This is a genomic window from Sneathiella chinensis (genome assembly GCF_012720115.1).
GTDB lineage: Bacteria > Pseudomonadota > Alphaproteobacteria > Sneathiellales > Sneathiellaceae > Sneathiella > Sneathiella chinensis.
The window spans coordinates 208,751-229,855 of record NZ_VNWN01000002.1 but is presented as its reverse complement, the minus strand read 5'-3'; the positions used below and the strand labels follow the sequence as shown (position 1 = coordinate 229,855).

Below are 21,105 nucleotides of genomic sequence, written 5' to 3'. Positions count from 1 at the left end.
TTTCACCTCAACCCTTGGATCAGGACGCCAGCGACTTGGGAGCCGCTGCATTTTTCAGATATTTATCGATGGAGATCGCCGCTTCCCGGCCATCCCGGATGGCCCAGACCACCAGCGACGCCCCGCGCACGATATCGCCAATGGCGAACACCCCATCCAGATTGGTCATCTGGGTCAGCGGGTCCGCCGCAACAGTTCCCCAGCGGGAGACCTTCAGTTCCGGCTCGTCAAACAGGGTCGGCAGTTCCTCGGGATCAAAGCCCAGCGCCTTGATGGCGAGGTCACAATCCAGATCATGTTCCGACCCCTCGATTTCCACCGGCACCTGACGGCCCGTGGAATCGGCAATGCCCAAATGCATCTTGATGGCCTTGACCCCGGTTACCTTGTCATCGCCAAGAAACGCCTTCGGGGCGGACAGCCAGACAAACTCGACGCCCTCTTCCTCGGCGTTGCGGGTTTCCCGAAGCGAGCCCGGCATGTTCTTGCGGTCGCGCCGATACAGGCATTTCACGGATTTAGCCCCCTGACGAACCGCCGTCCGGACACAGTCCATGGCCGTATCGCCGCCGCCAATCACCACCACATTCTTACCTTCGGCGTTCAATTCCCCGCTTTCAAAGGCGGGAACGGCATCGCCAAGTCCCTTGCGGTTTGACGCGGTCAGGTAATCCAGCGCCGGAACGATCCCGGCAAGGCCACTGCCCGGCAGGGCAATATCGCGGGCCTTGTAGACGCCCGTGGCAATCACCACCGCATCATGCTTTTCGCGCAGTTCCGACAGGGTGGCGTCCCGGCCGACCTCAAAATTCAGGTGGAAGGTCACGCCGCTATCCTCCAGCAGGCGGGCGCGCCGCTCGACCACATGTTTTTCCAGCTTGAAGCCCGGAATGCCGTATACCAGCAAGCCGCCCACCCGGTCATAACGGTCATACATATGAACCTGATAACCCTTGCGGCGGAGCTGGTCGGCTGCGGCCATACCGCCCGGACCGGCGCCGATGATGGCCACGCTCTGTTCCAGTTCGCGAACCGGGGTTACCGGCTTTACCCAGCCATTTTCCCACGCCGTATCGGTAATATATTTCTCAACCGCGCCGATGGTAACGGATTCGAATCCCTTCTCGATCACGCAGGACCCTTCGCACAGGCGATCCTGCGGACAGATGCGACCACAGATTTCCGGCAGGCTGTTGGTGGACTGGCTCAGCTCATATGCCTCTTCCAACCGGCCATTGGCCGTCAGGTTCAACCAGTCGGGAATATTGTTCTGAACCGGACAATGAACCTGGCAATAGGGAATGCCGCACTGGGAGCAGCGAGACGCCTGCTCTTTTGCCTTTTTCGGCGTAAATTCGTCATAAATCTCGTTGAAGTCTTCCCGGCGCGCTTCCGCCCCCCGCTTTACGGGCATCTGTTTTTCCAGAGAGACAAATTTCAGCATATTTTTAGACATACAGGCGATCCCAGCTCAGCTCCGACCCCAATAAGGGCTCCGAGGCAGTTCGTTTCATTCTCGTCTTTGTTTTCTAGTCCCGTGTCGCCCTGCCCCTTCTGAAAAGGAGACTTTCCCGGTTGTGAGAGACCGTTGGCCACAGGCGGTTTTTATAGGCTTTCCGCCCTCGGGAGTGTCTTTCTAACCGAAAACTAATCTTATGAAAAGCAAAAACACACATTTAAGACAGCTGTGCTGTCCTATTTTTTGAAACAAAATTCTACAAACGCTTTTTCCGAGAAGATGAATGACTCACCCTGAATTAATTAGTCTCAATTCGGACCCAATTGTTTTATAGGTATTCTGGCAGCGGGCACAAAAAAAGCTGCCGGCAGAGACTGCCGACAGCTTCGATAAAAGAGATCCGGTTTAAGGCAGGATCAGCCGTGCAATTCCTTCAAACCGCCGCCGCGCCGAAAGCGCCGCACATAAGAGGGAATAACACTGCCCATGGCCGTTGGGGCAATCCCAAGATCGGCAAAACCGGCAGCCGTGCCGCTGATCACGTTATCCTCTTCCAGCAGGCGAACTTGATCGATGGTCAACATGGGTGTGCCCGGCAACAGGGACAGGAACAACGCCTGCACCTTCATCAGGCCTGCCGGAACGGACAGGATCGGACAACACCGACGGGTTTCCGTCAGGATAGATTCGATAATGGCGCGCAGGGAAACCTGCTCCGGTCCGCCAAATTCGAAAATCTTGCCCTGCTGTTCCGGGGTCTCGATGATTTTTACGATGGCATCGGCCAGATCCTCGATCCAGACCGGCTGCATCAGGGCGCGGCCCCCATTTGCCAACGGCAAGGCTGGCAGGCAGGCGGTCAGCCGTGCAAATTTGTTGGTGAAGTCATCCCCGGCGCCGAACACCACGGACGGACGCAGGATGGTGGCGCCTTCAAACGCCTCACTCACGGCTTTCTCGCCTTCGGCCTTTGTCCGGGCATAGTTTGATTCGCTTTTTTCATCCGCACCAAGCGCGGACATGTGAATCAGTTGACGGGCACCGGCCGCCTTTGCCGCCTCGGCAACCCGCTTTGCGCCCTCTACATGGACGGCGTTAAATTTCTGCGATCCGGATTCGAACAGAAGCCCCACAAGGTTGATAACAATATCAGCACCGGCAACGGCCCGCTCAACGGATGCCTGATTGCGGATATTGGTTTGCATGCCGACAACCTGACCCACATTGCCCTGTGTCATAAGCTGTGCTGCTTTTTCCGTATCGCGGACGGCAATCCGCACCCGGTATCCCCTGGAAGCCAATCGCCCGACAAGATGGCGACCAATAAAGCCGGAGCCGCCGATAATTGTAATCAGACCCGCAGACATTTTTGAATTCCTCTGGTTAGGGGCGGCAAACACCCATGCTGCCCCAGTTTTGCTCATCATTTCTGGGCATTTATCTACCGTCATCGGACCGGAAGGCCAAGTTAAAAGAATAAAAAATGCACTTCTTTGAAGAAAGTTTGTTGACATCCGGTCCAGCAATTTATATCAGATGGCCTCACTGAGTTGCCCAGGTGGCGGAATTGGTAGACGCGCTAGCTTCAGGTGCTAGTTTCCGTATGGAAGTGGAAGTTCGAGTCTTCTCCTGGGCACCAACCGCAAGATAAATAATTTGACGGTTGCGCCACCCCTCTATTCGGCAAGCGGGCCGTAATGGAGGCACGAGTGGCAATTTTTCTTCACCACAACGATCTTCCCGACACGATCGACCTTGGTCGTGAAATTGCCGTGGATACCGAGACCATGGGTCTGTTGCCCCATCGGGACCGGCTTTGCCTTGTGCAGCTTTCTGCCGGGGATGGGGATGCCCATCTAGTGAAGTTCGATGGCACATCCTACGATGCCCCCAATCTGGTCCGCCAACTGGCCGACCCCGAACGCCTCAAGCTGTTCCATTTTGGCCGTTTCGATATTGCCGTGCTGGAAAAGTATCTCGGCGTGACCTGCGATCCCGTTTACTGCACGAAAATCGCCTCGCGCCTTATCCGCACCTATACGGATCGTCACGGCCTCAAGAATCTGTGTCAGGAACTGCTGGGCGTCGACATCTCCAAACAACAGCAAAGCTCTGACTGGGGGGCACCGGAACTGACCGTTGCCCAGCAGGAATATGCCGCCTCTGATGTTCTTTACCTGCATCAGCTGCGGGACGCGCTGAATGTGATGCTGGAACGGGAAGGCCGGACGGATCTGGCCGCACAATGCTTCCGCTTCCTGCCGACCCGCGCCCGTCTGGACCTTGTTGGCTGGGATGAAACGGATATTTTCGCCCATTCCTGACCCCTGACAGGACGGCCCCTTGAGGGGGCCCTGCGCGACAGAACAGGAATACCCGCATTTCAACCCTGAAATGCACCCGTCCCCCCTTCCCATCCCCTGCCCCGACGGACAGGAACAGGAAAGATGAAATCCTTGTGAATGAAGGGGGTTTTGCTTATATTTCCGGCAAGCACACCGCCGTCATCCACCCGTTGCCGATGGTGACCTGCAAGACAGTTTTTAGACAGAAAGCCAGTATGACAATTTCCAGGGATGCCGCCTTCACCAAGAATTCCGCCCATGACGATCTGGCATCGGCCCGGCGTGTCCTGAAAATCGAGGCCGAGGCCCTCCTGAAAATGGAGCAGGAACTGAACGGCGAATTCGTCAAGGCCATTGACCTGATTTTTAACGCCAAGGGCCGCGTCATTGTCAGCGGCATGGGCAAAAGCGGCCATATCGGCAAGAAAATTACCGCCACCATGGCCTCCACCGGCACCCCGGCCCAGTTTGTTCATCCCGGCGAGGCCAGTCACGGCGACCTTGGCATGATTACACAGGATGATGTGGTGCTTTGCCTGTCCAATTCCGGCGGCACGCTGGAACTGGCCGATATCATTGCCTATACCCGGCGGTTCAATATTCCGCTGCTGGCCATTGTCGGCAAGGCGGACAGCACACTGGCCCGGCAAAGCGACGTGGCCCTGATCCTGCCCGACGCGCCCGAGGCCTGCTCCATCGGACTGGCCCCGACCACCTCAACCACATTGACCCTGGCCATGGGCGATGCCCTTGCCATTGCCCTGCTGGAGCGGCGCGGCTTTTCCGCAGATCAGTTCCATGTCTTTCATCCGGGCGGCAAGCTGGGCGGCTCCCTGCTGCGGGTCAGCGACCTGATGCATGATGGCGACGCCATGCCACTGGTCGATGAAGAAACCCCCATGACATCTGTGCTGATTGAAATGACCGCCAAAAGTTTCGGCTGCGTCGGAATTACGGATGCGGACGGCTTGCTGATCGGCATCATCACGGATGGGGACCTGCGCCGCCATATGGGCAACGACCTGCTGGGCAAACCGGCGCGGGAGGTCATGACCCGGTCGCCCCAGACCATTGCCCCGCGGGCGCTGGCTGCCGAGGCGCTGAACCAGATGAATTCCAAGGGCTTTGGCGGGATTACCTGCCTGTTCGTGGCCGAAGACACCCGACCCGTAGGCATTATCAGCGTCCATGATTGCCTGCGCAGCGGCGTCATGTAACCTGATGAACCGCGACAGCACACCCGCCGACAAGCATTCCGGAACGCCCGGCGGGAAACGGAGTTTCCTGGGAGCCGGAACCCGAACAGACCTGAGCAACCACGCCCGGCGGGCGGGGCAGCACACCCGGTTTGTTGCCATCATGAAATTCCTGTTGCCGGTTCTGGCCCTGATCCTTGTCGGTCTTGCCTTCCTGATCCCCTCGCTGGAAGAAGAAGGAAACCCCATCAGTCTGGAATACAGCGATACAGACTGGACCGACGACAAGCTGACCATGAACAACCCCCGCTTCATCTCCAGCGATTCCGGTGCCCAGCAATATGTGGTCACCGCCGACAGCGCGACCCAGATGGACACCAATGCCCGTGAAATCGGCCTTGTGAACATTCAGGCCGATATCTTTCTGGCCAATGGCGACTGGCTGTCCCTGTCGGCGCCAAACGGCACGCTGGATACGGAAACCGGCATCCTTGATCTGGCCGGGGGGATCGAGATTTTCTCGGATACCGGTAACCAGATTTATGCCCAAACTGCCCGCGTCCTGATGAAAGACCGGATTATCAAGAGCCCGGATGGCCTGCAAGGGCATGGGCCGATGGGGAAAATCGAAGCGGATAGTCTTGTGGCAAATCAATTAAATGGTAACATACGGTTTGAGGGGCATGTCAAAATGACCCTCTATCCTTAAGCGTGAACTGGATGACTATGACGCGTTTTTATTCCTATTGTCTTGGCCTTCTTGCAACGGGCCTTGTACTGGCTTTTCTGGGCATGCCTTTACCAGCGACGGCACAATCGGCGCTGACCGGTGCATTTGACACGGATCAACCCATTGAAATTCTGGCCGATGTGCTGGAAGTCCAGCAAACGGATCAAAGCGCCACCTTCGCCGGCAACGTTCAGGTCCTGCAGGGCGACATTCGCCTGAAAGCCGATCGGTTGACGGTTTTCTACATGAACAAGTCGGACAGCAAACAGGCGGCGGGCAATGACGGACCGGCCAATATTCGCTCCATCGAGGCAGAGGGGAACGTCTTCATGTCCAGCCCCCGCGAAACCGCCGAAGGCGAGCGCGGCATTTACGACGTGATCAACAAACGTATCGATCTGCTGGGCAATGTGGTTCTGACGCAGGGGCAGAACGTTCTCAAGGGACAGAAGGTCAGCCTTGATCTGGTCTCCGGCAAAAGCCGCATCGAGGGCACAGGAACCGGTAATAGCAGCGGCCGGGTTCGCGGCATTTTCGTCCCCGGCAACAAAGCCGAGTAGCGTGGGGGGTAGTATGGATCAGGAAAATCACGGGACCGAGAACGGCCCCCGGCTGGTCACAAACAATTCCGGCCTGATTGCCGAGAATATCGGCAAGAGCTTCAAGAAGCGTCCTGTCCTGCGCGGTGTGGACATTGCCGTCCACCGGGGCGAGGCGGTCGGCCTGCTGGGTCCTAACGGGGCCGGCAAGACAACCAGTTTCTACATCATGTCCGGCCTTCTCAGGCCCGATTACGGCACCATCACCCTCGACGGGGTTGAGGTGACCCGCCTGCCCATGTACCGGCGGGCCCGTCTTGGCATCGGGTATCTGCCGCAGGAAGCCTCCATCTTCCGGGGCATGAATGTGGAGCAGAATATCCGCTCTGTTCTGGAACTGATCGAACCGGTACAGGTGAAGCGGGAAAACATGCTGGAAGAGCTTCTGGCCGAGTTTTCCATCACCCATCTGCGGCGCACCCCGGCGGTGGCCCTGTCCGGCGGCGAGCGGCGGCGTGTTGAAATTGCCCGCGCCCTTGCCAGCAAACCCAGTTATATTATGCTGGATGAGCCCTTTGCCGGGATCGACCCCATTGCCGTTGGCGACATCCGGGACTTGATCGCCCATCTGAAAGATCGCGGCATCGGCGTGCTGATCACCGAACATAATGTCCGGGAGACCCTGGAAATTATCGATCGGGCATACATTCTTAACGAAGGGCATGTCATAAAGGAAGGCACCCCGTCAGAGATTGTCGCCGACGAAGGCGTTAGACGCGTCTATCTGGGAGACCGCTTCAATCTTTGAGCCGGGTTACGGGTATCAAAGTTGAGCGGGAGTTGAGATGGCTTTAGCCCCCAGACTGGAAATAAAACAGAGTCAGCAACTTGTCATGACTCCCCAATTGCAGCAGGCAATCAAACTGTTGCAACTGTCCAATCTGGATTTGTCCGCCTTTGTCGAGCAGGAACTGGAAAAGAACCCCCTGCTGGACCGGAACGAAGGCGACAGCAGCCCCGATACCCCCCTTGATGTAGTCAGCGACAAGGATACCGGGTTCGAGGATGACTGGCAGAATGATGCCGGTGCCCTTGACGACCTGTCCCTTGGCGAGGCGACGGCCCTGCCCGAAACCGCAGACAGCCCGCTGGATACGGATTACGACAACCTTTACAACAATGACAGCAGCGCCGATGGTGCCGCGCCGGCCTCGCTGGCCGATGGGACCGACACCGGCTATCTCGCCGCCGCTGGCTCCGGCAGTTACAGCGGCAACGATTACAGCCTTGAAAACACCCTCAGCGAGGACCTGACCCTTCAGGACCACCTGACCGCGCAGCTCAATCTGGTGCGGCTCTCGGCCCCCATCAAATTCATCGCGGTCTATCTGATCGACCTTGTATCCGAGGCAGGCTATTTCACGGAAAGCCCGACTGATATTGCCCAAACCCTGAACTGTGACGAACAGCAGGTAACCGAGGCTTTGGACATTCTCCGCGGCTTCGAGCCTGCCGGTGTCTTTGCCCGCGATCTGGCTGATTGTCTGGCCCTGCAACTGAAAGACAAGGACCGGTTGGACCCGATCATGCAGGTTTTTCTGGAAAATCTGCCACTTCTGGCCAAGGGGGACTTGAAAGGCCTGCAAGCCCGGTGCGGTGTGGATCAGGAAGACCTGACCGACATGATTGCGGAAATCCGTGAACTGGACCCCAAGCCCGGCCTGAAATTCAGCAGCGAACGCACCGACACCGTCATACCGGATGTATTCATTACCCGAAACCCGGACGGGACCTGGCATATTGAACTGAACAGCGAAACCCTGCCCAAGGTTCTTGTAAACAACCGCTATCATGCCCAACTAAATACTAAGGCACTGAAAAAAGGGGAAAAGGAGTACCTGTCCGATTGCCTGAATACGGCGAACTGGCTGGTCAAATCCCTGGAACAAAGGGCTAATACGATCTTGAAGGTGACAACGGAACTGGTTCGGCAACAGGAAACCTTTTTCACGCATGGCGTTCAGTATCTGCGCCCGCTGAACCTGAAGGCGATTGCCGATGCGATCGGAATGCATGAAAGCACGGTCAGCCGGGTGACTGCCAACAAGTTCCTGTCCTGTGACAGGGGACTGTTTGAACTGAAATATTTCTTTACATCCGCCATCAATTCAACCGCCGGGGGCGATGCCTTGTCCGCCGAGGCGGTCCGCCACAAACTGAAGCAGCTTGTTGACGGGGAAAAGCCGAACGCTATCCTTTCTGATGACAAGATCGTCGAATTGATGAAGAATGAGGGGATTGATATCGCGCGGCGAACTGTCGCCAAATACAGGGATGCGCTCAAGATACCGTCTTCTGTGGAACGCAGAAGGCAGAAGAAGCAACTGATCAGATCCTGAAAAGGGGCTAAAAAGGGGCTAAGAAAATGGAACCACCTGTGCAACGAGGTTAATTCGTCCCAACATATTCCATGTTTTGGACTGCCTTTGGTCCTGAATTCCCACAAATGAGAACAAGCGAATTCAGGTGTGTACTCTTTGACTTCTAGAATTGGATAAGCACATGCATGTGATTGTTAAAGGTAAGCAGGTCGATGTCGGTGATGCATTCACAAACTATGTTACGGATGGCTTGAACGAGCGCGTCCAGAAGTATTTCACAAACGCCATTGACGCCCAGGTTACCCTTAGCCGGATCAACCACAACTTCCATATTGAATGCAGTGTCCACATCGGATCGGGGATTGATGTTTCCTCCTCGGCCAGTCATGTGGACCCCCATGCGTGCTTTGATGCGGCAGCAGAACGCATTGACAAACAATTGAGAAGGTATAAAAGACGGCTCAAGGATCACCACGGCAAGGAGCGGGCCAAGGCCAAGATGGCCATGGCGGCGCAGGCCTATATTCTGGCGCCGGAGCCTGAGGAAGCCCCCGAAGACGATCATGCTTCCGACGAATGGCAACCGATCATCATTGCAGAGAGCAATGCCGATATTCCGGATTGTTCCGTTGGTGAGGCCGTAATGAGGATGGATCTGGCAAATTTGCCAGCGATGATGTTCCACAATTCAGGAACGAAAGGACTGAATGTCATTTATCGCCGTTCTGACGGGAATATCGGCTGGATCGACCCCAAGGTTGAAAAGGTCGGCTAAAGCCTGTAGACGGGTGCGTTCAGTTCAATTTTGACCAGATGACAAGAGGATCATGGAAATAGCTGAACTTATCAGCCCGCAAACTGTTTTTGTGGATGTAAAGGCATCCAGCAAGAAACAGGTCTTGCAGGAGCTTGCAAGGCGGGCGGCTGTTGCGACCGGCTGTAGTGAGAGAGATATCCTCACCGTTCTGATCGAGCGGGAACGGCTGGGAACCACAGGCGTGGGGAAGGGTATTGCCATTCCCCACGGCAAGTTGAAATCCCTGAAAAAAATCCACGGCTTTTTTGCCCGTCTGGATTCAAGCGTGGATTTCGATGCCATGGATGACATGCCGGTGGATCTGGTCTTTCTTCTTCTGGCCCCCGATGACGGGGGCGCAGATCACCTGAAAGCCCTGGCGCGTGTGTCCCGTACCTTGCGGGACACCAACCGTTGCGAACGGTTACGCGGCACGGAAAATGCGGATGCCCTGTTTGCCGTCCTGACCGAGGACAGCGTCACGGCGTAACAGCGGATCGCACCCTTCACAACCGGAAAACAGGCCCCTCAGGGCCTGTTTTTTTTCCCCAAGGCAGACAATCCCGGCCCCGCCCCTTCCAAAAAACCCGCTGGACTTTGGCCCCGATCGGCCCAGACTTCATGATAAAGTCAAAATTAAAGACTATTGTCATATGAAGAAAAACAACGAGCCCCGGTCCATGCCCCTGTTCCGCCCCCTACTTCTCTGCCTGACCCTGATCGCCAGTCTGGGTGTTCTGTCTGTCCCCACAAGCCTTGCGGACAATATTCTCAAGGATCGCCCACCGTTTCTGGACCTGCCGCTCCGGTGCACCCTGGGTGCGGACTGCTTCATCCAGCATTATATTGATCTGGACCCGACAAAAGCCGCCCACGACTATCGCTGCGGCAGCATGACCTATGACGGGCATGGCGGCACCGATATCCGGGTGCGGACGCTGGCGGATATGCGATCCGGTGTCGAGGTTGTGGCGGCGGCCGATGGCATCGTTGTCAATTTGCGAAACGGCGTTCCCGACACCTATTTCAGCAGCTATTCGCCGGAAAAGAAAAAGGAAATATACAAGATCGGGCTTGGCAATGCGGTGACCCTTGACCATGGTGGCGGATGGACCAGCACATACGCCCATCTCAAGAATAACAGCATCACCGTCACCAAGGGCCAGACGGTCAGGAAAGGGGATCTGCTGGGGCAGGTCGGCATGTCGGGACTGACCGATTTCCCGCACCTTCATTTTGAACTGCGGCGCGGACAGGTCGGCATTGACCCCTTTTCAGGCCGCGACAGTGCCGACGGGTGCGGCGATATCCGCCAGACCTACTGGTCGGATCTGGCATTGCAACAACTGGACTACCGGGATCAGGCTTTTATCAATACGGGATTTTCCGAAACCAGACCAACCGGCCGCCGGGATCTTGAAAGCGGCGACAAGGCCGAATCCGTACTGCCCCCCATGGCCCCGACCCTGTTTTTCTGGACCTACTATATCGGCGGCAAACAGGGGGATGTGGTCACCCTGACCATCACCGGTCCGGAGGGTCAGGTTCTGGCAACCCATACCACGCCGCCCCGCACCCGAAACCGTATTGCGGAAACCCGGTATATTGGTGTGAAGCGCCCCGAGGGGGGCTGGAAGCCGGGGGCCTATCGCGGAACTGTTTTGCTGGAACGCGAAGGACAAACCGTCAGCGATGACGCCCTGATTATTGCGGAATGACCCGGGAAAGGCCTGATTGCGGGGGAAGGCGGCCGCCCCTCTTACAAGGAGCGGGGATAGAGGGCCTGCTAGGGGGCCTCAGATGGGGGGCGGCCGGACCCGGATCGGACCCGGCATCCCTTTCAGGGCTTCTGGTGGTCAGTTGACCAGAAAGGCCTCAAGATCGTTCTGGCGGCTGACAATCTGCGCCACTTCAATGCTTTCTTCCTCGCCAAGACGATGGCCGTCCGCAGAAAAAATGGCATAGAGTTCGGTTCCGTCTTCCTCAACCTTACGGATATAAGCCATATCCATGGAGCCCAGAACAGCAAGCGCCGCAGGGCTGATCTGGCGAAGAACGGTTTGTTGATACTGCATCACACTACTCCTCTAAACCGACTGATCCGACAAGGATCACTCTACTGTTTCCGATGAACCGATGGTTTTCATGCCCCGGGATTGTCCCCCGGTCTTGATCTGAATGCGGGTCACGTCCTTGGACTGCAACGGCAGGTTCAGATCAATATGCAACATTCCATTATTCATCTCGGCGCCGGATACCTCCACGCCTTCGGCCAGAACAAACTTTTTCTGGAACTGGCGTGCCGCAATACCACGGTGCAGGTATACGCGCCCTGTATCTTCCTTCTGCTTACCATGAATGATTAGCTGGTTTTGTTCCAGTGTTATCTTCAGGTCTTCCTCATTAAATCCGGCCACCGCCAGGGAAATTCTGAGGTGATTATCAGCAACCTGTTCGATGTTATAGGGAGGATAGCCGTCCCCACCGGACTTGGAGAGTTGGTCGAGCATATGCTCGAAATGATCGAAACCCAGCAAATGTGGGCTGTTAAACATGGATACGCGAGGCATACGCGATCTCCTCTATTGAGCGAGCAACTTCGAATCCGATAACCGGCATCCGGGAAACAGCCCGGTCTGGCACTGTTTCTAATCATAATTTAGGTTGCCTTATGCGCGTCATCAAGGTTGCTCTTTCCTTTTTCAGAAGGCAGGATGCAGCGCGAAACTTGGAACACCCAAAAGAAGGAAATAAAAAACAATGACGATCGACCCCAATAAACCCTCCCTCAAGGTCGGGATCGTAGGTGCCGGTGCAATGGGACGCGGTATTGCACAGGTTTCAGTTACCGGTGGCATGAACGCCATTATTTTCGATGCGGCAGACGGTGCCGCCGCGGCCGCAACGGATTATATCGCCTCCATGGTGAACCGCGCCGCCGAAAAAGGCCGGATGAGCGCCGAAGACGCCAGCGCCGCCATTTCCCGCCTTTCCGTCGCCAAGACCCTCGATGATTTCGCCGATTGTGATCTTGTCGTTGAAGCCATTGTTGAAAATATCGACATCAAACAAAAGGTTTTCCAGCAGATCGAGGCCGTTGTCCGCGAAGATACCATCATCGCCTCCAACACCTCCAGCATCCGGATTTCCAGCATCGCCTCTGCCGTTCAGCGGCGCCACCGCATTGCCGGCCTGCATTTCTTCAACCCGGTTCCGCTGATGAAACTGGTTGAGGTCATCAACGGTACCGATACTTCCGCCGAGACCACAAAGGCCCTCGAAATCATTGGCAAGCGCATGGGCCGGGTCCCTGTCGTGGTCAAGGACGCGCCGGGCTTCCTCGTCAATCTGGGCGGCCGTGCCTACACCACCGAAGGCCTGCGCATTGTCTCTGAAGGGATTGCCGAGCCGCATGAGGTGGACGCCATCATGCGCGATGCCTGCGGTTTCCGCATGGGCCCGTTCGAACTGATGGACCTGACCGGCATCGATGTGAACTTCCCGGTCAGCCAGATCATCTATAACGGCTATTTCCAGGACAAGCGCCTGTCCACCTATCCGCTGCATGAAAGCATGATGGAAGCCGGGCGTCTGGGCCGCAAGACCAAGGCCGGTTTCTATGACTATGACGCCGATGGAAACATCATCCGTCCGGAGCTGTCAAAACCGGAAGCCGTCGCCCCGATCAAGAGCGCCTATCTGGCCGAACCCAATTCGGACCTTGAAGCCCTGCTCCGGGATATCGGTGTCACCATCCTGTCCACCGACGATGGCACAAGCCCCATTCTGGCCGCCCCGGTCGGTGAGGACTGTACCGCCCTTGCCATCCGCCTGCGTCTGGATGCCAAGCGTCTTGTCGCCATCGACATGCTGACCGGCACCCATACCCACACCACTGTCATGGCCGCACCGGGTGCGGATGATGCGGTGGTTGCCGGTGTGATGGCCGCCATCCGTCAGAATTCCGCTTCCGTCACACGGGTCAAGGATTCCCCCGGCTTCGTCGCCCAGCGGATCCGCGCCATGGTCGCCAATCTTGGCTGTGAAATGGCCCAGATCCAGGTGGCAACCCCGGAAGATATCGACAAGGGCATGAAACTTGGTCTCAACTATCCGCATGGACCGTTGGAACTGGCCGATTTCATGGGCGCGAAGAACACCCTGCAAATTCTGGAATCCCTGCAGGAAATCACCGGCGAGGAACGCTATCGTCCCAGCCAGTGGCTGCGTCGTCGGGCCCTGCTGGACCTGCCGATCCACACAGCCGACTGATTTCAGGCTTCCTGCAAGCCGTGAATAACGAAAAAGGCGCCCTTTGCGGCGCCTTTTTCAATGCTTGGTTCTCTGGGGTGCCTCAGGTGGCTCAGTTGGCGTTTCCGGCTTCCTTCTCGGCAGCCTCGGAGGCCATCCGGGCCATTTCCGTCAACGCACCCGCCAGCGGGGCCGCGCCGCCCAGACTGGTTTCCATGGCCTGAAACAGGGTTGCCACAATGGCGGCATTGAAATGATCCCGTTCCAGCCCGGCCTCAACGCAATCCTGCAAGGCCTGATCCAGCTTTGCCGTAATGATCGCTGCTGCCTTGTCCAGCTTATCCTTGGTCTCCATGTCCGGCATGGCAAATGGGGGTGTATCCTGCACGTTCATACCTGTATATTCGTCAAATGAAGGCCAACTCATACCGCTATTGCGGCGGGAATCAAAGCGTTTAATGGCCGCCCGGCCCGTCCCCAAGAACAATCGGCTGGCCATGCTCCGTATGCTCTCCTGCGTGCCGCCACGCCTCTTTGCGGGCCAGCAACTGGTCCCGGGTCAGGATATTCTTCTCCTCGATGATCCTTTCCAGCGCCGCCAGCCAGCACAGATAATAATCCTCATTGCCACAGCCGCGCCCCGCCTTTGTGGCGCGGGCAATTTCCGCGCCGAAGATATCGGCCCATTCCGACCATGAAAAGCATCCCTGCTCGTTCAGCTTGACGGTCAGGGCAAAGGCCTGTGCCTGCCACGGTTCCTCAAACACCGGGCCGCCGTCATCCCGGGGCAAGTCCAGATTTTCTGCAAGGGTGTCGTTACTGCTCATGGTGCCGGCTCCAGATGATCATCCCAAAGGTCCACATAAATGGCGTCATGGTCGTTCCCGTCCTCCCCCCACAACATGCGGGAGGTAAAGCGGACATTGTAAAGATGCTGCGGCTTTTCCGCGCCGTGGGCCTGACTGTCCGCGAAAACATGCAGACCGTAATCGGCCACGATCTCGCCCACCTTGTCCCGGGCATAGCGCGGCAGCCGCGTATGCCCCGCCGGATGGATATTGCGCCCGCGCACCCGATCGCCAACCTTGAAACGGGCTTCTTTCCCTGTCTCCCGGCGATAGGTCCCGCCCTTGTCCATCATCGCATCCACATCGGCGGCAGCCAGCGGCGGATTATGGGGAACGGTGACGGGAAGCGGTGCAATCTCACCGGCCAGCTCCCGATCACTGATCACCCCTTTTTCCGTCAGGATACGGACCAGTCCGTCCAGCCAGATCTCGTAGTAACTGCTGGCCAGATAGGCCGCAGGCGTCATCCGTTCGCGGGCGTGACGGGATTCGTCGATATTGCGAATGCCAAGGGCACTGACCGCATTGTTCAGGGCAAACATGCGTTTTTCCCACTCGGCGTGGAACACCGGTTCGTTCTCCTCGATATCCACAGGCCCCATGCCATGCATGCCGCCCATATCGTGTACACCATCCATCAGGCTGCCTCCCCCTCTTGGACATTACTGGCCAGCCGCGTCCCGATCATGCTGTCCCGATTGACCAGTTCGGCCAGTTCTGCGGCGCTCATCCCCTCCGTGCCGTCCGGCCTCTTTGGAATAACCAGATAGCGGGTCTCCGCCGTGCTGTCCCAGACACGAACCTCCACATCCTCCGGCAGGACGGTGCCGAACTCGGCCAGCACCGCACGCGGCTCCCGCACCACGCGGGATCGATAGGGGGCTGATTTGTACCAGACGGGCGGCAGGCCCAGTACCGGCCACGGATAGCAGGAACACAAGGTGCAGACGACCACGTTATGCACCCGGTCCGTATTCTCCACGGCGATGATATGTTCCCCTTGCGCACCGGTATATCCCATCTCGGCAATGGCGGCCGTTCCATCCGCCAGCAACCGGTCCCGATAGGCCGCATCTGTCCACGCCCGGGCCACCACGGCAGCCCCGTTTCGCGGCCCCACACGGTTTTCATACCGATCCACCAGTTGATCCAGCGCCGCACTGTCCACGAGCCCCTTTTCCACCAGCAGGGATTCCAGGCTTTTCACCCGCAAGACCGTTTCCGGCAGGGGGGCACTGTGTTTGTGGTTATGGCTCATGGTCTGTCTCCCTGTGCTCTGTCGGCGCCGATTGTTCTTCCCATTTTGGGACCGTTTTTCACCATTTTTCAAGCAGTTCCGGACCATCACCCTGAAAAGTTGATATTTTCTGAATATATACGGCACAGAAACAGGGAAATCAGGGTCGATTCGTTTCAACCAGAATTATTATAACCCATTGATATAAAAGATTATTTTTTATTACGCCTGCTTGATGCCGTCCCGGTCCTGCGCAATATCAATGGAACAGGTCATTGTTTGGGAAATTCCGGCGGGTCCGGGGACGGGATTTTCAGGCCCTGTTGCGTATCCGTGCCAATACACCCGACCAACCAGCAAACAGACAGACTAAAAGACAGGCCGGACATGATCGACGATATCAAATCCTATGCAAGTGGCTGCGGCTTTTCCGTCACCATAGACGGTCAATCCTACGATGTTCCCTCCTCCAGCAGTATCCGGGACCTTCCCCTGATTGATGACTGGATATCGGACCAACGTCCCAGCACCGCTCCCGCAGCACGGCGTCCCATTGATGAGGAAACGATTCACCGGCTTCTTGATCTGGCGTCCTCCCGCTGGTTCAGGCGATCGGTCGCGGCGGAATTCCGCAAGGGCCCTGACGGGCCGGACGGCGAAAAGGAATGAATATGGGCTGCAAACGGGAAAAACCCTGAAAAAGCAAAGGGCCTGACTGTTTCCAGTCAGGCCCTTTTGAATTCTGGTGGAGCCAATCGGGATCGAACCGACGACCTCTTGAATGCCATTCAAGCGCTCTCCCAACTGAGCTATGGCCCCGTAGTATGCGCCGGATCATCTCCGACGCGGACGGAAACTATGCCGAAGCGTTTCAAAGTTCAAGTAAAAATTTACTCTCTTTGAAAATCATCTTGCTCCAGCCCGGAAATCCGCAGTTTTCCTAGTCGTCTTCCTTGGTCTTTGGCGCGCTGACAACACCGGAAAGATCATCATCATCGTCGTCATCATCCGGAAGATCGATATCATCCGCATCCAGAAGATCATCATCGTCCAGAAGCGTATCCTCTTCTTCATCCTCGCCGGGTTTTGCAGCCTTGACCGCCTTCACCGGTTTGACGTCCTCGGTTTTACGGGACTTCAGAAGTTTCTCGGGAACATGTTCTTTACCGCAGGATGGGCACACAATCGGGTTCCGCAACATGTCATAAAAGCGAGTACCGCAGGAAGAACAAGCGTGCTTTGCGCCCCATTCCGGTTTTGCCATTTTACCCTCTTAAAACAGTTTTCAGATATATAACGAGAATCAATTTGCGCTGAATTGCCAGAATAACCGTCTCCTGTCAAAACTTTCTTGCAAGCCCGCGCCATGGAACTGTGTGACATTGGCGCAAAACCTTGTTAGAACAGGATGAAAATTCAACTCCCCCGGCTGAAAATACACCAGCCGCCTGATACAGCGTTTGTCCAAGAAATGAATTCACAGAAATCCGGAACCAGACCTGTCTCGTCGCACCGCACGGGCCCCCTGACAGGAACCATCACCGTCCCCGGCGACAAATCCATGTCCCACCGCGCCCTGATTCTGGGAGGGTCGGCAACAGGAACCACCCGCGTCACCGGTATTCTGGAAGGCGAGGATGTATTATGTACCGCCGAGGCCATGCGCCAGCTTGGCGCCCGGGTTGAAAAACAACCGGACGGGTCGTGGGCCGTAACCGGCCGGGGTGTCGGTGCCCTCACCGAACCGGACCGTGTTCTGGACATGGGGAATTCAGGAACCGCCGCCCGGCTTCTGATGGGCCTTGTGGCCAGCGCCCCGTTCACCACCTTTTTTTGCGGCGACGCCTCCCTTCACAAACGGCCCATGCGGCGAATCTCGGACCCGATCGGGCAAATGGGCGCGGTTGTCACCAGCCGGTCCGGCGACCGATTTCCGCTGGCTGTTACCGGCCGGGACCTGATGCCGATCCGGTATGAACTGCCGGTTGCCTCGGCGCAGGTCAAGTCGGCCATTCTGCTGGCTGCCCTCAACACACCGGGCACAACAACCGTGGTGGAGCCAAAACCAAGCCGCGACCATACGGAAAACATGCTGCGCCACTTTGGTGCCCGCGTGGAGGTGGAAACCGATACCGGCGGTGGGCGCATTATCCGCTATGACGGGCAACAGGAACTGACGGCCGCCGATGTCATTGTCCCGGCGGACCCCTCCTCTGCCGCGTTTCCCGCTGTGGCCGCCGCTATCACCCCCGGTTCCGATATCCGCATCACCAATGTGGGCATGAACCCGCTTCGGGACGGCATTTTCACCACATTGCGCGACATGGGCGCCACCATCGACATCGAAAATCTGCGCACCGAGGCCGGCGAGCCGGTTGCCGATATCCGCATTCAGGGCGGCACCCTGAAGGGGATCGAGGTTCCGCCGGAGCGGGCGGTTTCGATGATCGATGAATATCCGATCCTGTTTGTCGCCGCCGCCTTTGCGGAAGGCACGACAATCATGCGCGGCCTTGAAGAATTGCGGGTCAAGGAAAGTGACCGCATTGCCGTCATGGCCGAGGGCCTGAAGGCCTGCGGTGTCACTTGCGAGGAACTGGAGGATGGCCTGATCATTCATAGCAGCGGTTCCACCCCGCCCCAAGGCGGTGCCACCGTCGCCACCGAACTGGACCACCGGATCGCCATGTCCTTCCTTGTGCTGGGGATGCGCACCGAGCATCCGGTCACGGTGGATGATGGCCGGGTCATGGAAACCAGCTTCCCGGGCTTTACCCGCCTGATGACCGATCTTGGCGCAAAATTCACCGAGGAACAGGCCGGATGATCATTGCAGTAGACGGACCGGTCGCCGCCGGAAAAGGCACTTTGGCCCGGCGAATCGCCGGTAAATACGGCCTCACATATCTGGATACGGGATCGCTCTACCGGGCGGTGGGACTGTTCCTGCTGCGGCGCGGACTGGACCCCCATGACCCGGTTGCCGCCCTCGACGCCGCCCGCAATGTTGAGGCCATCAAACTGGATGATCCAGACCTCAGGAACGAGGAGACCGGCAATGCCGCCTCCATCGTGGCGGCCAACAAGGACGTACGGGCCGCCCTTCTCGATTATCAGCGAACCGTTGCAAAACAGGGGCCGGGCGCGGTTCTTGACGGCCGCGATATCGGGACGGTTGTCTGCCCCGATGCGGATGTGAAGCTGTTCGTCACAGCCAGCAGCGAGGTGCGGGCCCGGCGCCGTTTTGAGGAACTGACCGGCAAGGGCCAGACCGTCCGATATGAGGAAATCCTGAAAGACCTTGAGGAACGGGACGCCCGTGACAAGGGCCGGGATACGGCGCCGCTTGCAAAAGCTGACGACGCGCACTTGCTTGATACGACAAATTTGGATATAGAAGCGGCTCTTGAAGCGGCATATGAGATTATTGACCAATAAGGTCCTTGGTCTTTATAACACCCTTTCAGGAATAGTCCCGACCGCGCCGGGACATTTTTAACGCGTTTTCCAGGCGTGTGACTTGAGACATGGAAAACAGGTGGCCATCGATCCGCCGGATTACCGGTTTGGCCTGATAGAGGATCATTAAGGAAATCAGAATATGTCAAATACTGAACTTGCTGAAGAAAGCATGCTGGCTGTTGAAGATTTTGCGGCCATGCTTGAAGAAAGCTATGGCACCAGCGATAGCCTTGAAGGAACCGTTATCAAGGGGACCGTTATCAACATCGAGAAAGATGTGGTCACCATTGACGTCGGTCTGAAATCAGAAGGCCGTGTTCCGCTCAAGGAATTCGCAGCCCCGGGTCAGGACTCTGACCTGAAAATCGGCGACACCGTGGAAGTCTTCCTGGAGCGGATTGAAAACGCTTCCGGTGAAGCTGTTCTGTCACGCGACAAGGCTCGTCGTGAAGAAGCATGGGAAAAGCTGGAAGTTGCTTTCGAAGCAAACGAACGCGTCGACGGTGTTATCTTTGGCCGCGTCAAGGGTGGTTTCACTGTTGACCTGTCCGGCGCCGTTGCCTTCCTGCCAGGCAGCCAGGTTGATGTTCGCCCGGTTCGCGACATCGCACCGCTGAAGGGTATCCCGCAGCCGTTCCAGATCCTGAAAATGGATCGTCGTCGTGGCAACATCGTTGTTTCCCGTCGTGCCGTTCTGGAAGAGAGCCGCGCAGAAGCCCGCGCCGAACTTATCGGTACACTGGAAGAAGGTCAGACACTGGAAGGTGTGGTCAAGAACATCACCGATTACGGTGCGTTCGTTGATCTCGGTGGTGTTGACGGCCTGCTGCACGTCACCGACATCGCATGGCGTCGTGTCAACCATCCGTCTGAAGCCCTGACCATTGGCGAAACCGTCAAGGTACAGGTCATCCGCCTGAACAAGGAAACACAGCGCATCAGCCTCGGCATGAAGCAGCTGGAAACCGATCCGTGGGACAGCCTCGAAGCGAAATACCCGCTGCATGGCAAATTCACCGGTCGTGTTACCAACATCACCGACTATGGTGCTTTTGTTGAGCTGGAGCCGGGTGTTGAAGGTCTTGTCCACGTTTCAGAAATGAGCTGGACCAAGAAGAACGTTCATCCGGGCAAGATTGTCTCCACCTCCCAGGAAGTGGAAGTCATGGTTCTGGAAGTGGACGAAGCCCGTCGCCGGATCAGCCTTGGCCTGAAACAGTGCCTCGACAATCCGTGGGAAAGCTTCGCAAGCACCACTCCGGTTGGCTCTGAAATCGAAGGTGAAGTCAAGAACATCACCGAGTTTGGTCTGTTCATCGGTCTCGAAAACGACGTTGACGGCATGGTTCACATGTCCGACATCGACTGGAACGAGCCGGGCGAAAAAGCCATCCAGGAATACAAGAAGGGCGACAAGGTCAAGGCCAAGGTTCTTGACATCGACGTTGAAAAAGAACGTGTCAGCCTGGGCATCAAGCAGCTTTCCGAAGATCCGTTTGCCGGCGCAAACGAACTGAAGAAGGGCGCTGTTGTGACCTGTACCGTTACCGGTACTCAGGATGCAGGTGTTGATGTTGAACTGGCCGAAGGCCTGACCGGCTTCATCCGCAAGGGTGACCTCAGCCGTGACCGTGCCGAGCAGCGTCCGGACCGCTTTGCGGTTGGCGACAAGCTCGATGCGAAAATCACCAACATCGACAACAAGACCCGTAAAGTCACCCTGTCCATCAAGGCCAAGGAAGTTGCAGAAGAAAAAGAAGCAGTCGCTCAGTACGGCTCTTCCGACGCTGGTGCTTCCCTCGGCGATATTCTTGGCGCAGCAATGCGTAAAGCCAACGAAGGCGGCGAAGAATAAGGATAA

Annotated in this window: 23 protein-coding genes and 2 tRNA genes; 15 read left to right on the top strand and 10 right to left on the bottom strand. The window is 56.9% G+C overall.

Annotation, left to right across the window (positions count from 1 at the left end; all coding sequences use genetic code 11):
- Window positions 1-19: 19 nt before the first annotated feature.
- Both FQB27_RS01105 and FQB27_RS01100 read right to left on the bottom strand, forming a co-directional pair.
- Complete coding sequence (locus tag FQB27_RS01105; RefSeq protein ID WP_169559031.1) at window positions 20-1,456, bottom strand: NAD(P)-dependent oxidoreductase; 1,437 nt, start codon at window positions 1,454-1,456, stop codon at window positions 20-22.
- Window positions 1,457-1,875: 419 nt separating this feature from the next.
- Window positions 1,876-2,826 (bottom strand): complex I NDUFA9 subunit family protein, encoded by a 951-nt coding sequence (locus FQB27_RS01100; protein ID WP_169559030.1) that lies wholly within the window; start codon window positions 2,824-2,826, stop codon window positions 1,876-1,878.
- Window positions 2,827-3,011: 185 nt separating this feature from the next.
- Between FQB27_RS01100 and FQB27_RS01095 the strand changes: the two genes are divergently transcribed.
- The 10 genes from FQB27_RS01095 (at window position 3,012) to FQB27_RS01050 (ending at window position 11,164) form a co-directional block, all read left to right on the top strand.
- Window positions 3,012-3,098, top strand: a tRNA-Leu gene (locus FQB27_RS01095).
- Between the two features lie 70 nt (window positions 3,099-3,168).
- Window positions 3,169-3,783, top strand: coding sequence for a ribonuclease D (locus FQB27_RS01090; protein ID WP_169559029.1), 615 nt, complete (start codon window positions 3,169-3,171; stop codon window positions 3,781-3,783).
- Window positions 3,784-4,019: 236 nt separating this feature from the next.
- On the top strand, window positions 4,020-5,021 hold the full coding sequence (locus tag FQB27_RS01085; protein WP_169559028.1) for a KpsF/GutQ family sugar-phosphate isomerase: 1,002 nt from the start codon (window positions 4,020-4,022) through the stop codon (window positions 5,019-5,021).
- A gap of 4 nt (window positions 5,022-5,025) precedes the next feature.
- A complete protein-coding gene (gene lptC, locus FQB27_RS01080) occupies window positions 5,026-5,709 on the top strand; it encodes an LPS export ABC transporter periplasmic protein LptC (RefSeq protein ID WP_169559027.1) in 684 nt (227 codons plus the stop codon).
- A 17-nt stretch (window positions 5,710-5,726) separates the two neighbouring features.
- Complete coding sequence (lptA, locus tag FQB27_RS01075; RefSeq protein ID WP_169559026.1) at window positions 5,727-6,290, top strand: lipopolysaccharide transport periplasmic protein LptA; 564 nt, start codon at window positions 5,727-5,729, stop codon at window positions 6,288-6,290.
- A 13-nt stretch (window positions 6,291-6,303) separates the two neighbouring features.
- Window positions 6,304-7,077 (top strand): LPS export ABC transporter ATP-binding protein, encoded by a 774-nt coding sequence (gene lptB / locus FQB27_RS01070; protein WP_169559025.1) that lies wholly within the window; start codon window positions 6,304-6,306, stop codon window positions 7,075-7,077.
- Window positions 7,078-7,114: 37 nt separating this feature from the next.
- Window positions 7,115-8,668 carry an RNA polymerase factor sigma-54 gene (gene rpoN / locus FQB27_RS01065; RefSeq protein ID WP_169559024.1) on the top strand — a complete coding sequence of 518 codons (1,554 nt, stop codon included), beginning with the start codon at window positions 7,115-7,117 and terminating at the stop codon, window positions 8,666-8,668.
- Window positions 8,669-8,831: 163 nt separating this feature from the next.
- Window positions 8,832-9,425 (top strand): ribosome hibernation-promoting factor, HPF/YfiA family, encoded by a 594-nt coding sequence (gene hpf / locus FQB27_RS01060; RefSeq protein WP_169559023.1) that lies wholly within the window; start codon window positions 8,832-8,834, stop codon window positions 9,423-9,425.
- A gap of 52 nt (window positions 9,426-9,477) precedes the next feature.
- Window positions 9,478-9,936 (top strand): PTS IIA-like nitrogen regulatory protein PtsN, encoded by a 459-nt coding sequence (gene ptsN / locus FQB27_RS01055; RefSeq protein WP_169559022.1) that lies wholly within the window; start codon window positions 9,478-9,480, stop codon window positions 9,934-9,936.
- A 163-nt stretch (window positions 9,937-10,099) separates the two neighbouring features.
- Window positions 10,100-11,164 (top strand): M23 family metallopeptidase, encoded by a 1,065-nt coding sequence (locus FQB27_RS01050; protein WP_169559021.1) that lies wholly within the window; start codon window positions 10,100-10,102, stop codon window positions 11,162-11,164.
- Between the two features lie 138 nt (window positions 11,165-11,302).
- Here FQB27_RS01050 and FQB27_RS01045 read toward each other — a convergent pair whose 3' ends face one another.
- A complete protein-coding gene (locus FQB27_RS01045) occupies window positions 11,303-11,521 on the bottom strand; it encodes a hypothetical protein (protein WP_169559020.1) in 219 nt (72 codons plus the stop codon).
- Window positions 11,522-11,557: 36 nt separating this feature from the next.
- Window positions 11,558-12,016 (bottom strand): Hsp20 family protein, encoded by a 459-nt coding sequence (locus FQB27_RS01040; RefSeq protein ID WP_169559019.1) that lies wholly within the window; start codon window positions 12,014-12,016, stop codon window positions 11,558-11,560.
- A 190-nt stretch (window positions 12,017-12,206) separates the two neighbouring features.
- Here FQB27_RS01040 and FQB27_RS01035 point away from each other — a divergent pair, with 190 nt between their 5' ends.
- Window positions 12,207-13,718 carry a 3-hydroxyacyl-CoA dehydrogenase gene (locus tag FQB27_RS01035; protein WP_169559018.1) on the top strand — a complete coding sequence of 504 codons (1,512 nt, stop codon included), beginning with the start codon at window positions 12,207-12,209 and terminating at the stop codon, window positions 13,716-13,718.
- 91 nt (window positions 13,719-13,809) lie between these two features.
- Here the strand turns inward: FQB27_RS01035 and FQB27_RS01030 are convergent, their stop codons facing one another.
- From FQB27_RS01030 to nthA, 4 genes are all read right to left on the bottom strand, one after another.
- The gene (locus FQB27_RS01030) at window positions 13,810-14,091 is read right to left on the bottom strand and encodes a hypothetical protein (protein WP_169559017.1); all 282 of its coding nucleotides are present in this window, start codon (window positions 14,089-14,091) and stop codon (window positions 13,810-13,812) included.
- A 61-nt stretch (window positions 14,092-14,152) separates the two neighbouring features.
- Window positions 14,153-14,524, bottom strand: a complete 372-nt coding sequence (locus tag FQB27_RS01025; protein WP_169559016.1) for a nitrile hydratase accessory protein — start codon at window positions 14,522-14,524, stop codon at window positions 14,153-14,155.
- Window positions 14,521-15,183 (bottom strand): nitrile hydratase subunit beta, encoded by a 663-nt coding sequence (gene nthB / locus FQB27_RS01020; protein ID WP_169559015.1) that lies wholly within the window; start codon window positions 15,181-15,183, stop codon window positions 14,521-14,523. Before nthB ends, FQB27_RS01025 begins: the two co-directional genes overlap by 4 nt.
- Window positions 15,183-15,803 carry a nitrile hydratase subunit alpha gene (gene nthA / locus FQB27_RS01015; RefSeq protein WP_169559014.1) on the bottom strand — a complete coding sequence of 207 codons (621 nt, stop codon included), beginning with the start codon at window positions 15,801-15,803 and terminating at the stop codon, window positions 15,183-15,185. Before nthA ends, nthB begins: the two co-directional genes overlap by 1 nt.
- 366 nt (window positions 15,804-16,169) lie before the next feature.
- On the opposite strand from nthA, the gene FQB27_RS01010 reads away from it, so the two are divergent.
- Complete coding sequence (locus tag FQB27_RS01010) at window positions 16,170-16,451, top strand: hypothetical protein (protein WP_169559013.1); 282 nt, start codon at window positions 16,170-16,172, stop codon at window positions 16,449-16,451.
- Between the two features lie 74 nt (window positions 16,452-16,525).
- Here the strand turns inward: FQB27_RS01010 and FQB27_RS01005 are convergent.
- Together FQB27_RS01005 and FQB27_RS01000 are read right to left on the bottom strand one after the other, a co-directional pair.
- Window positions 16,526-16,601 (bottom strand) — tRNA-Ala (locus FQB27_RS01005).
- Between the two features lie 121 nt (window positions 16,602-16,722).
- Complete coding sequence (locus FQB27_RS01000) at window positions 16,723-17,046, bottom strand: TIGR02300 family protein (protein WP_169559012.1); 324 nt, start codon at window positions 17,044-17,046, stop codon at window positions 16,723-16,725.
- 207 nt (window positions 17,047-17,253) lie between these two features.
- Between FQB27_RS01000 and aroA the strand changes: the two genes are divergently transcribed.
- The 3 genes from aroA to rpsA all read left to right on the top strand — a co-directional run bounded on the left by aroA (window position 17,254) and on the right by rpsA (window position 21,099).
- On the top strand, window positions 17,254-18,609 hold the full coding sequence (gene aroA / locus FQB27_RS00995) for a 3-phosphoshikimate 1-carboxyvinyltransferase (protein ID WP_169559011.1): 1,356 nt from the start codon (window positions 17,254-17,256) through the stop codon (window positions 18,607-18,609).
- Window positions 18,606-19,220: a (d)CMP kinase gene (cmk, locus tag FQB27_RS00990; RefSeq protein ID WP_169559010.1), complete on the top strand. Its 615-nt coding sequence runs from the start codon at window positions 18,606-18,608 to the stop codon at window positions 19,218-19,220. Before aroA ends, cmk begins: the two co-directional genes overlap by 4 nt.
- 163 nt (window positions 19,221-19,383) lie before the next feature.
- A complete protein-coding gene (gene rpsA / locus FQB27_RS00985; protein WP_169559009.1) occupies window positions 19,384-21,099 on the top strand; it encodes a 30S ribosomal protein S1 in 1,716 nt (571 codons plus the stop codon).
- The last annotated feature ends 6 nt before the right edge of the window (window positions 21,100-21,105 follow it).

Excerpts from the sequence above, each read along its gene's own strand:
- FQB27_RS01105 (WP_169559031.1), bottom strand. The coding sequence starts at position 1,456 with ATGTCTAAAAATATGCTGAAATTTGTCTCTCTGGAAAAACAGATGCCC.
- FQB27_RS01100 (WP_169559030.1), bottom strand. The coding sequence starts at position 2,826 with ATGTCTGCGGGTCTGATTACAATTATCGGCGGCTCCGGCTTTATTGGT.
- FQB27_RS01085 (WP_169559028.1), top strand. The coding sequence starts at position 4,020 with ATGACAATTTCCAGGGATGCCGCCTTCACCAAGAATTCCGCCCATGAC.
- lptC (WP_169559027.1), top strand. The coding sequence starts at position 5,026 with ATGAACCGCGACAGCACACCCGCCGACAAGCATTCCGGAACGCCCGGC.
- lptA (WP_169559026.1), top strand. The coding sequence starts at position 5,727 with ATGACGCGTTTTTATTCCTATTGTCTTGGCCTTCTTGCAACGGGCCTT.
- lptB (WP_169559025.1), top strand. The coding sequence starts at position 6,304 with ATGGATCAGGAAAATCACGGGACCGAGAACGGCCCCCGGCTGGTCACA.
- rpoN (WP_169559024.1), top strand. The coding sequence starts at position 7,115 with ATGGCTTTAGCCCCCAGACTGGAAATAAAACAGAGTCAGCAACTTGTC.
- hpf (WP_169559023.1), top strand. The coding sequence starts at position 8,832 with ATGCATGTGATTGTTAAAGGTAAGCAGGTCGATGTCGGTGATGCATTC.
- ptsN (WP_169559022.1), top strand. The coding sequence starts at position 9,478 with ATGGAAATAGCTGAACTTATCAGCCCGCAAACTGTTTTTGTGGATGTA.
- FQB27_RS01050 (WP_169559021.1), top strand. The coding sequence starts at position 10,100 with ATGAAGAAAAACAACGAGCCCCGGTCCATGCCCCTGTTCCGCCCCCTA.
- FQB27_RS01045 (WP_169559020.1), bottom strand. The coding sequence starts at position 11,521 with ATGCAGTATCAACAAACCGTTCTTCGCCAGATCAGCCCTGCGGCGCTT.
- FQB27_RS01040 (WP_169559019.1), bottom strand. The coding sequence starts at position 12,016 with ATGCCTCGCGTATCCATGTTTAACAGCCCACATTTGCTGGGTTTCGAT.
- FQB27_RS01035 (WP_169559018.1), top strand. The coding sequence starts at position 12,207 with ATGACGATCGACCCCAATAAACCCTCCCTCAAGGTCGGGATCGTAGGT.
- FQB27_RS01030 (WP_169559017.1), bottom strand. The coding sequence starts at position 14,091 with ATGAACGTGCAGGATACACCCCCATTTGCCATGCCGGACATGGAGACC.
- FQB27_RS01025 (WP_169559016.1), bottom strand. The coding sequence starts at position 14,524 with ATGAGCAGTAACGACACCCTTGCAGAAAATCTGGACTTGCCCCGGGAT.
- nthB (WP_169559015.1), bottom strand. The coding sequence starts at position 15,183 with ATGGATGGTGTACACGATATGGGCGGCATGCATGGCATGGGGCCTGTG.
- nthA (WP_169559014.1), bottom strand. The coding sequence starts at position 15,803 with ATGAGCCATAACCACAAACACAGTGCCCCCCTGCCGGAAACGGTCTTG.
- FQB27_RS01010 (WP_169559013.1), top strand. The coding sequence starts at position 16,170 with ATGATCGACGATATCAAATCCTATGCAAGTGGCTGCGGCTTTTCCGTC.
- FQB27_RS01000 (WP_169559012.1), bottom strand. The coding sequence starts at position 17,046 with ATGGCAAAACCGGAATGGGGCGCAAAGCACGCTTGTTCTTCCTGCGGT.
- aroA (WP_169559011.1), top strand. The coding sequence starts at position 17,254 with ATGAATTCACAGAAATCCGGAACCAGACCTGTCTCGTCGCACCGCACG.
- cmk (WP_169559010.1), top strand. The coding sequence starts at position 18,606 with ATGATCATTGCAGTAGACGGACCGGTCGCCGCCGGAAAAGGCACTTTG.
- rpsA (WP_169559009.1), top strand. The coding sequence starts at position 19,384 with ATGTCAAATACTGAACTTGCTGAAGAAAGCATGCTGGCTGTTGAAGAT.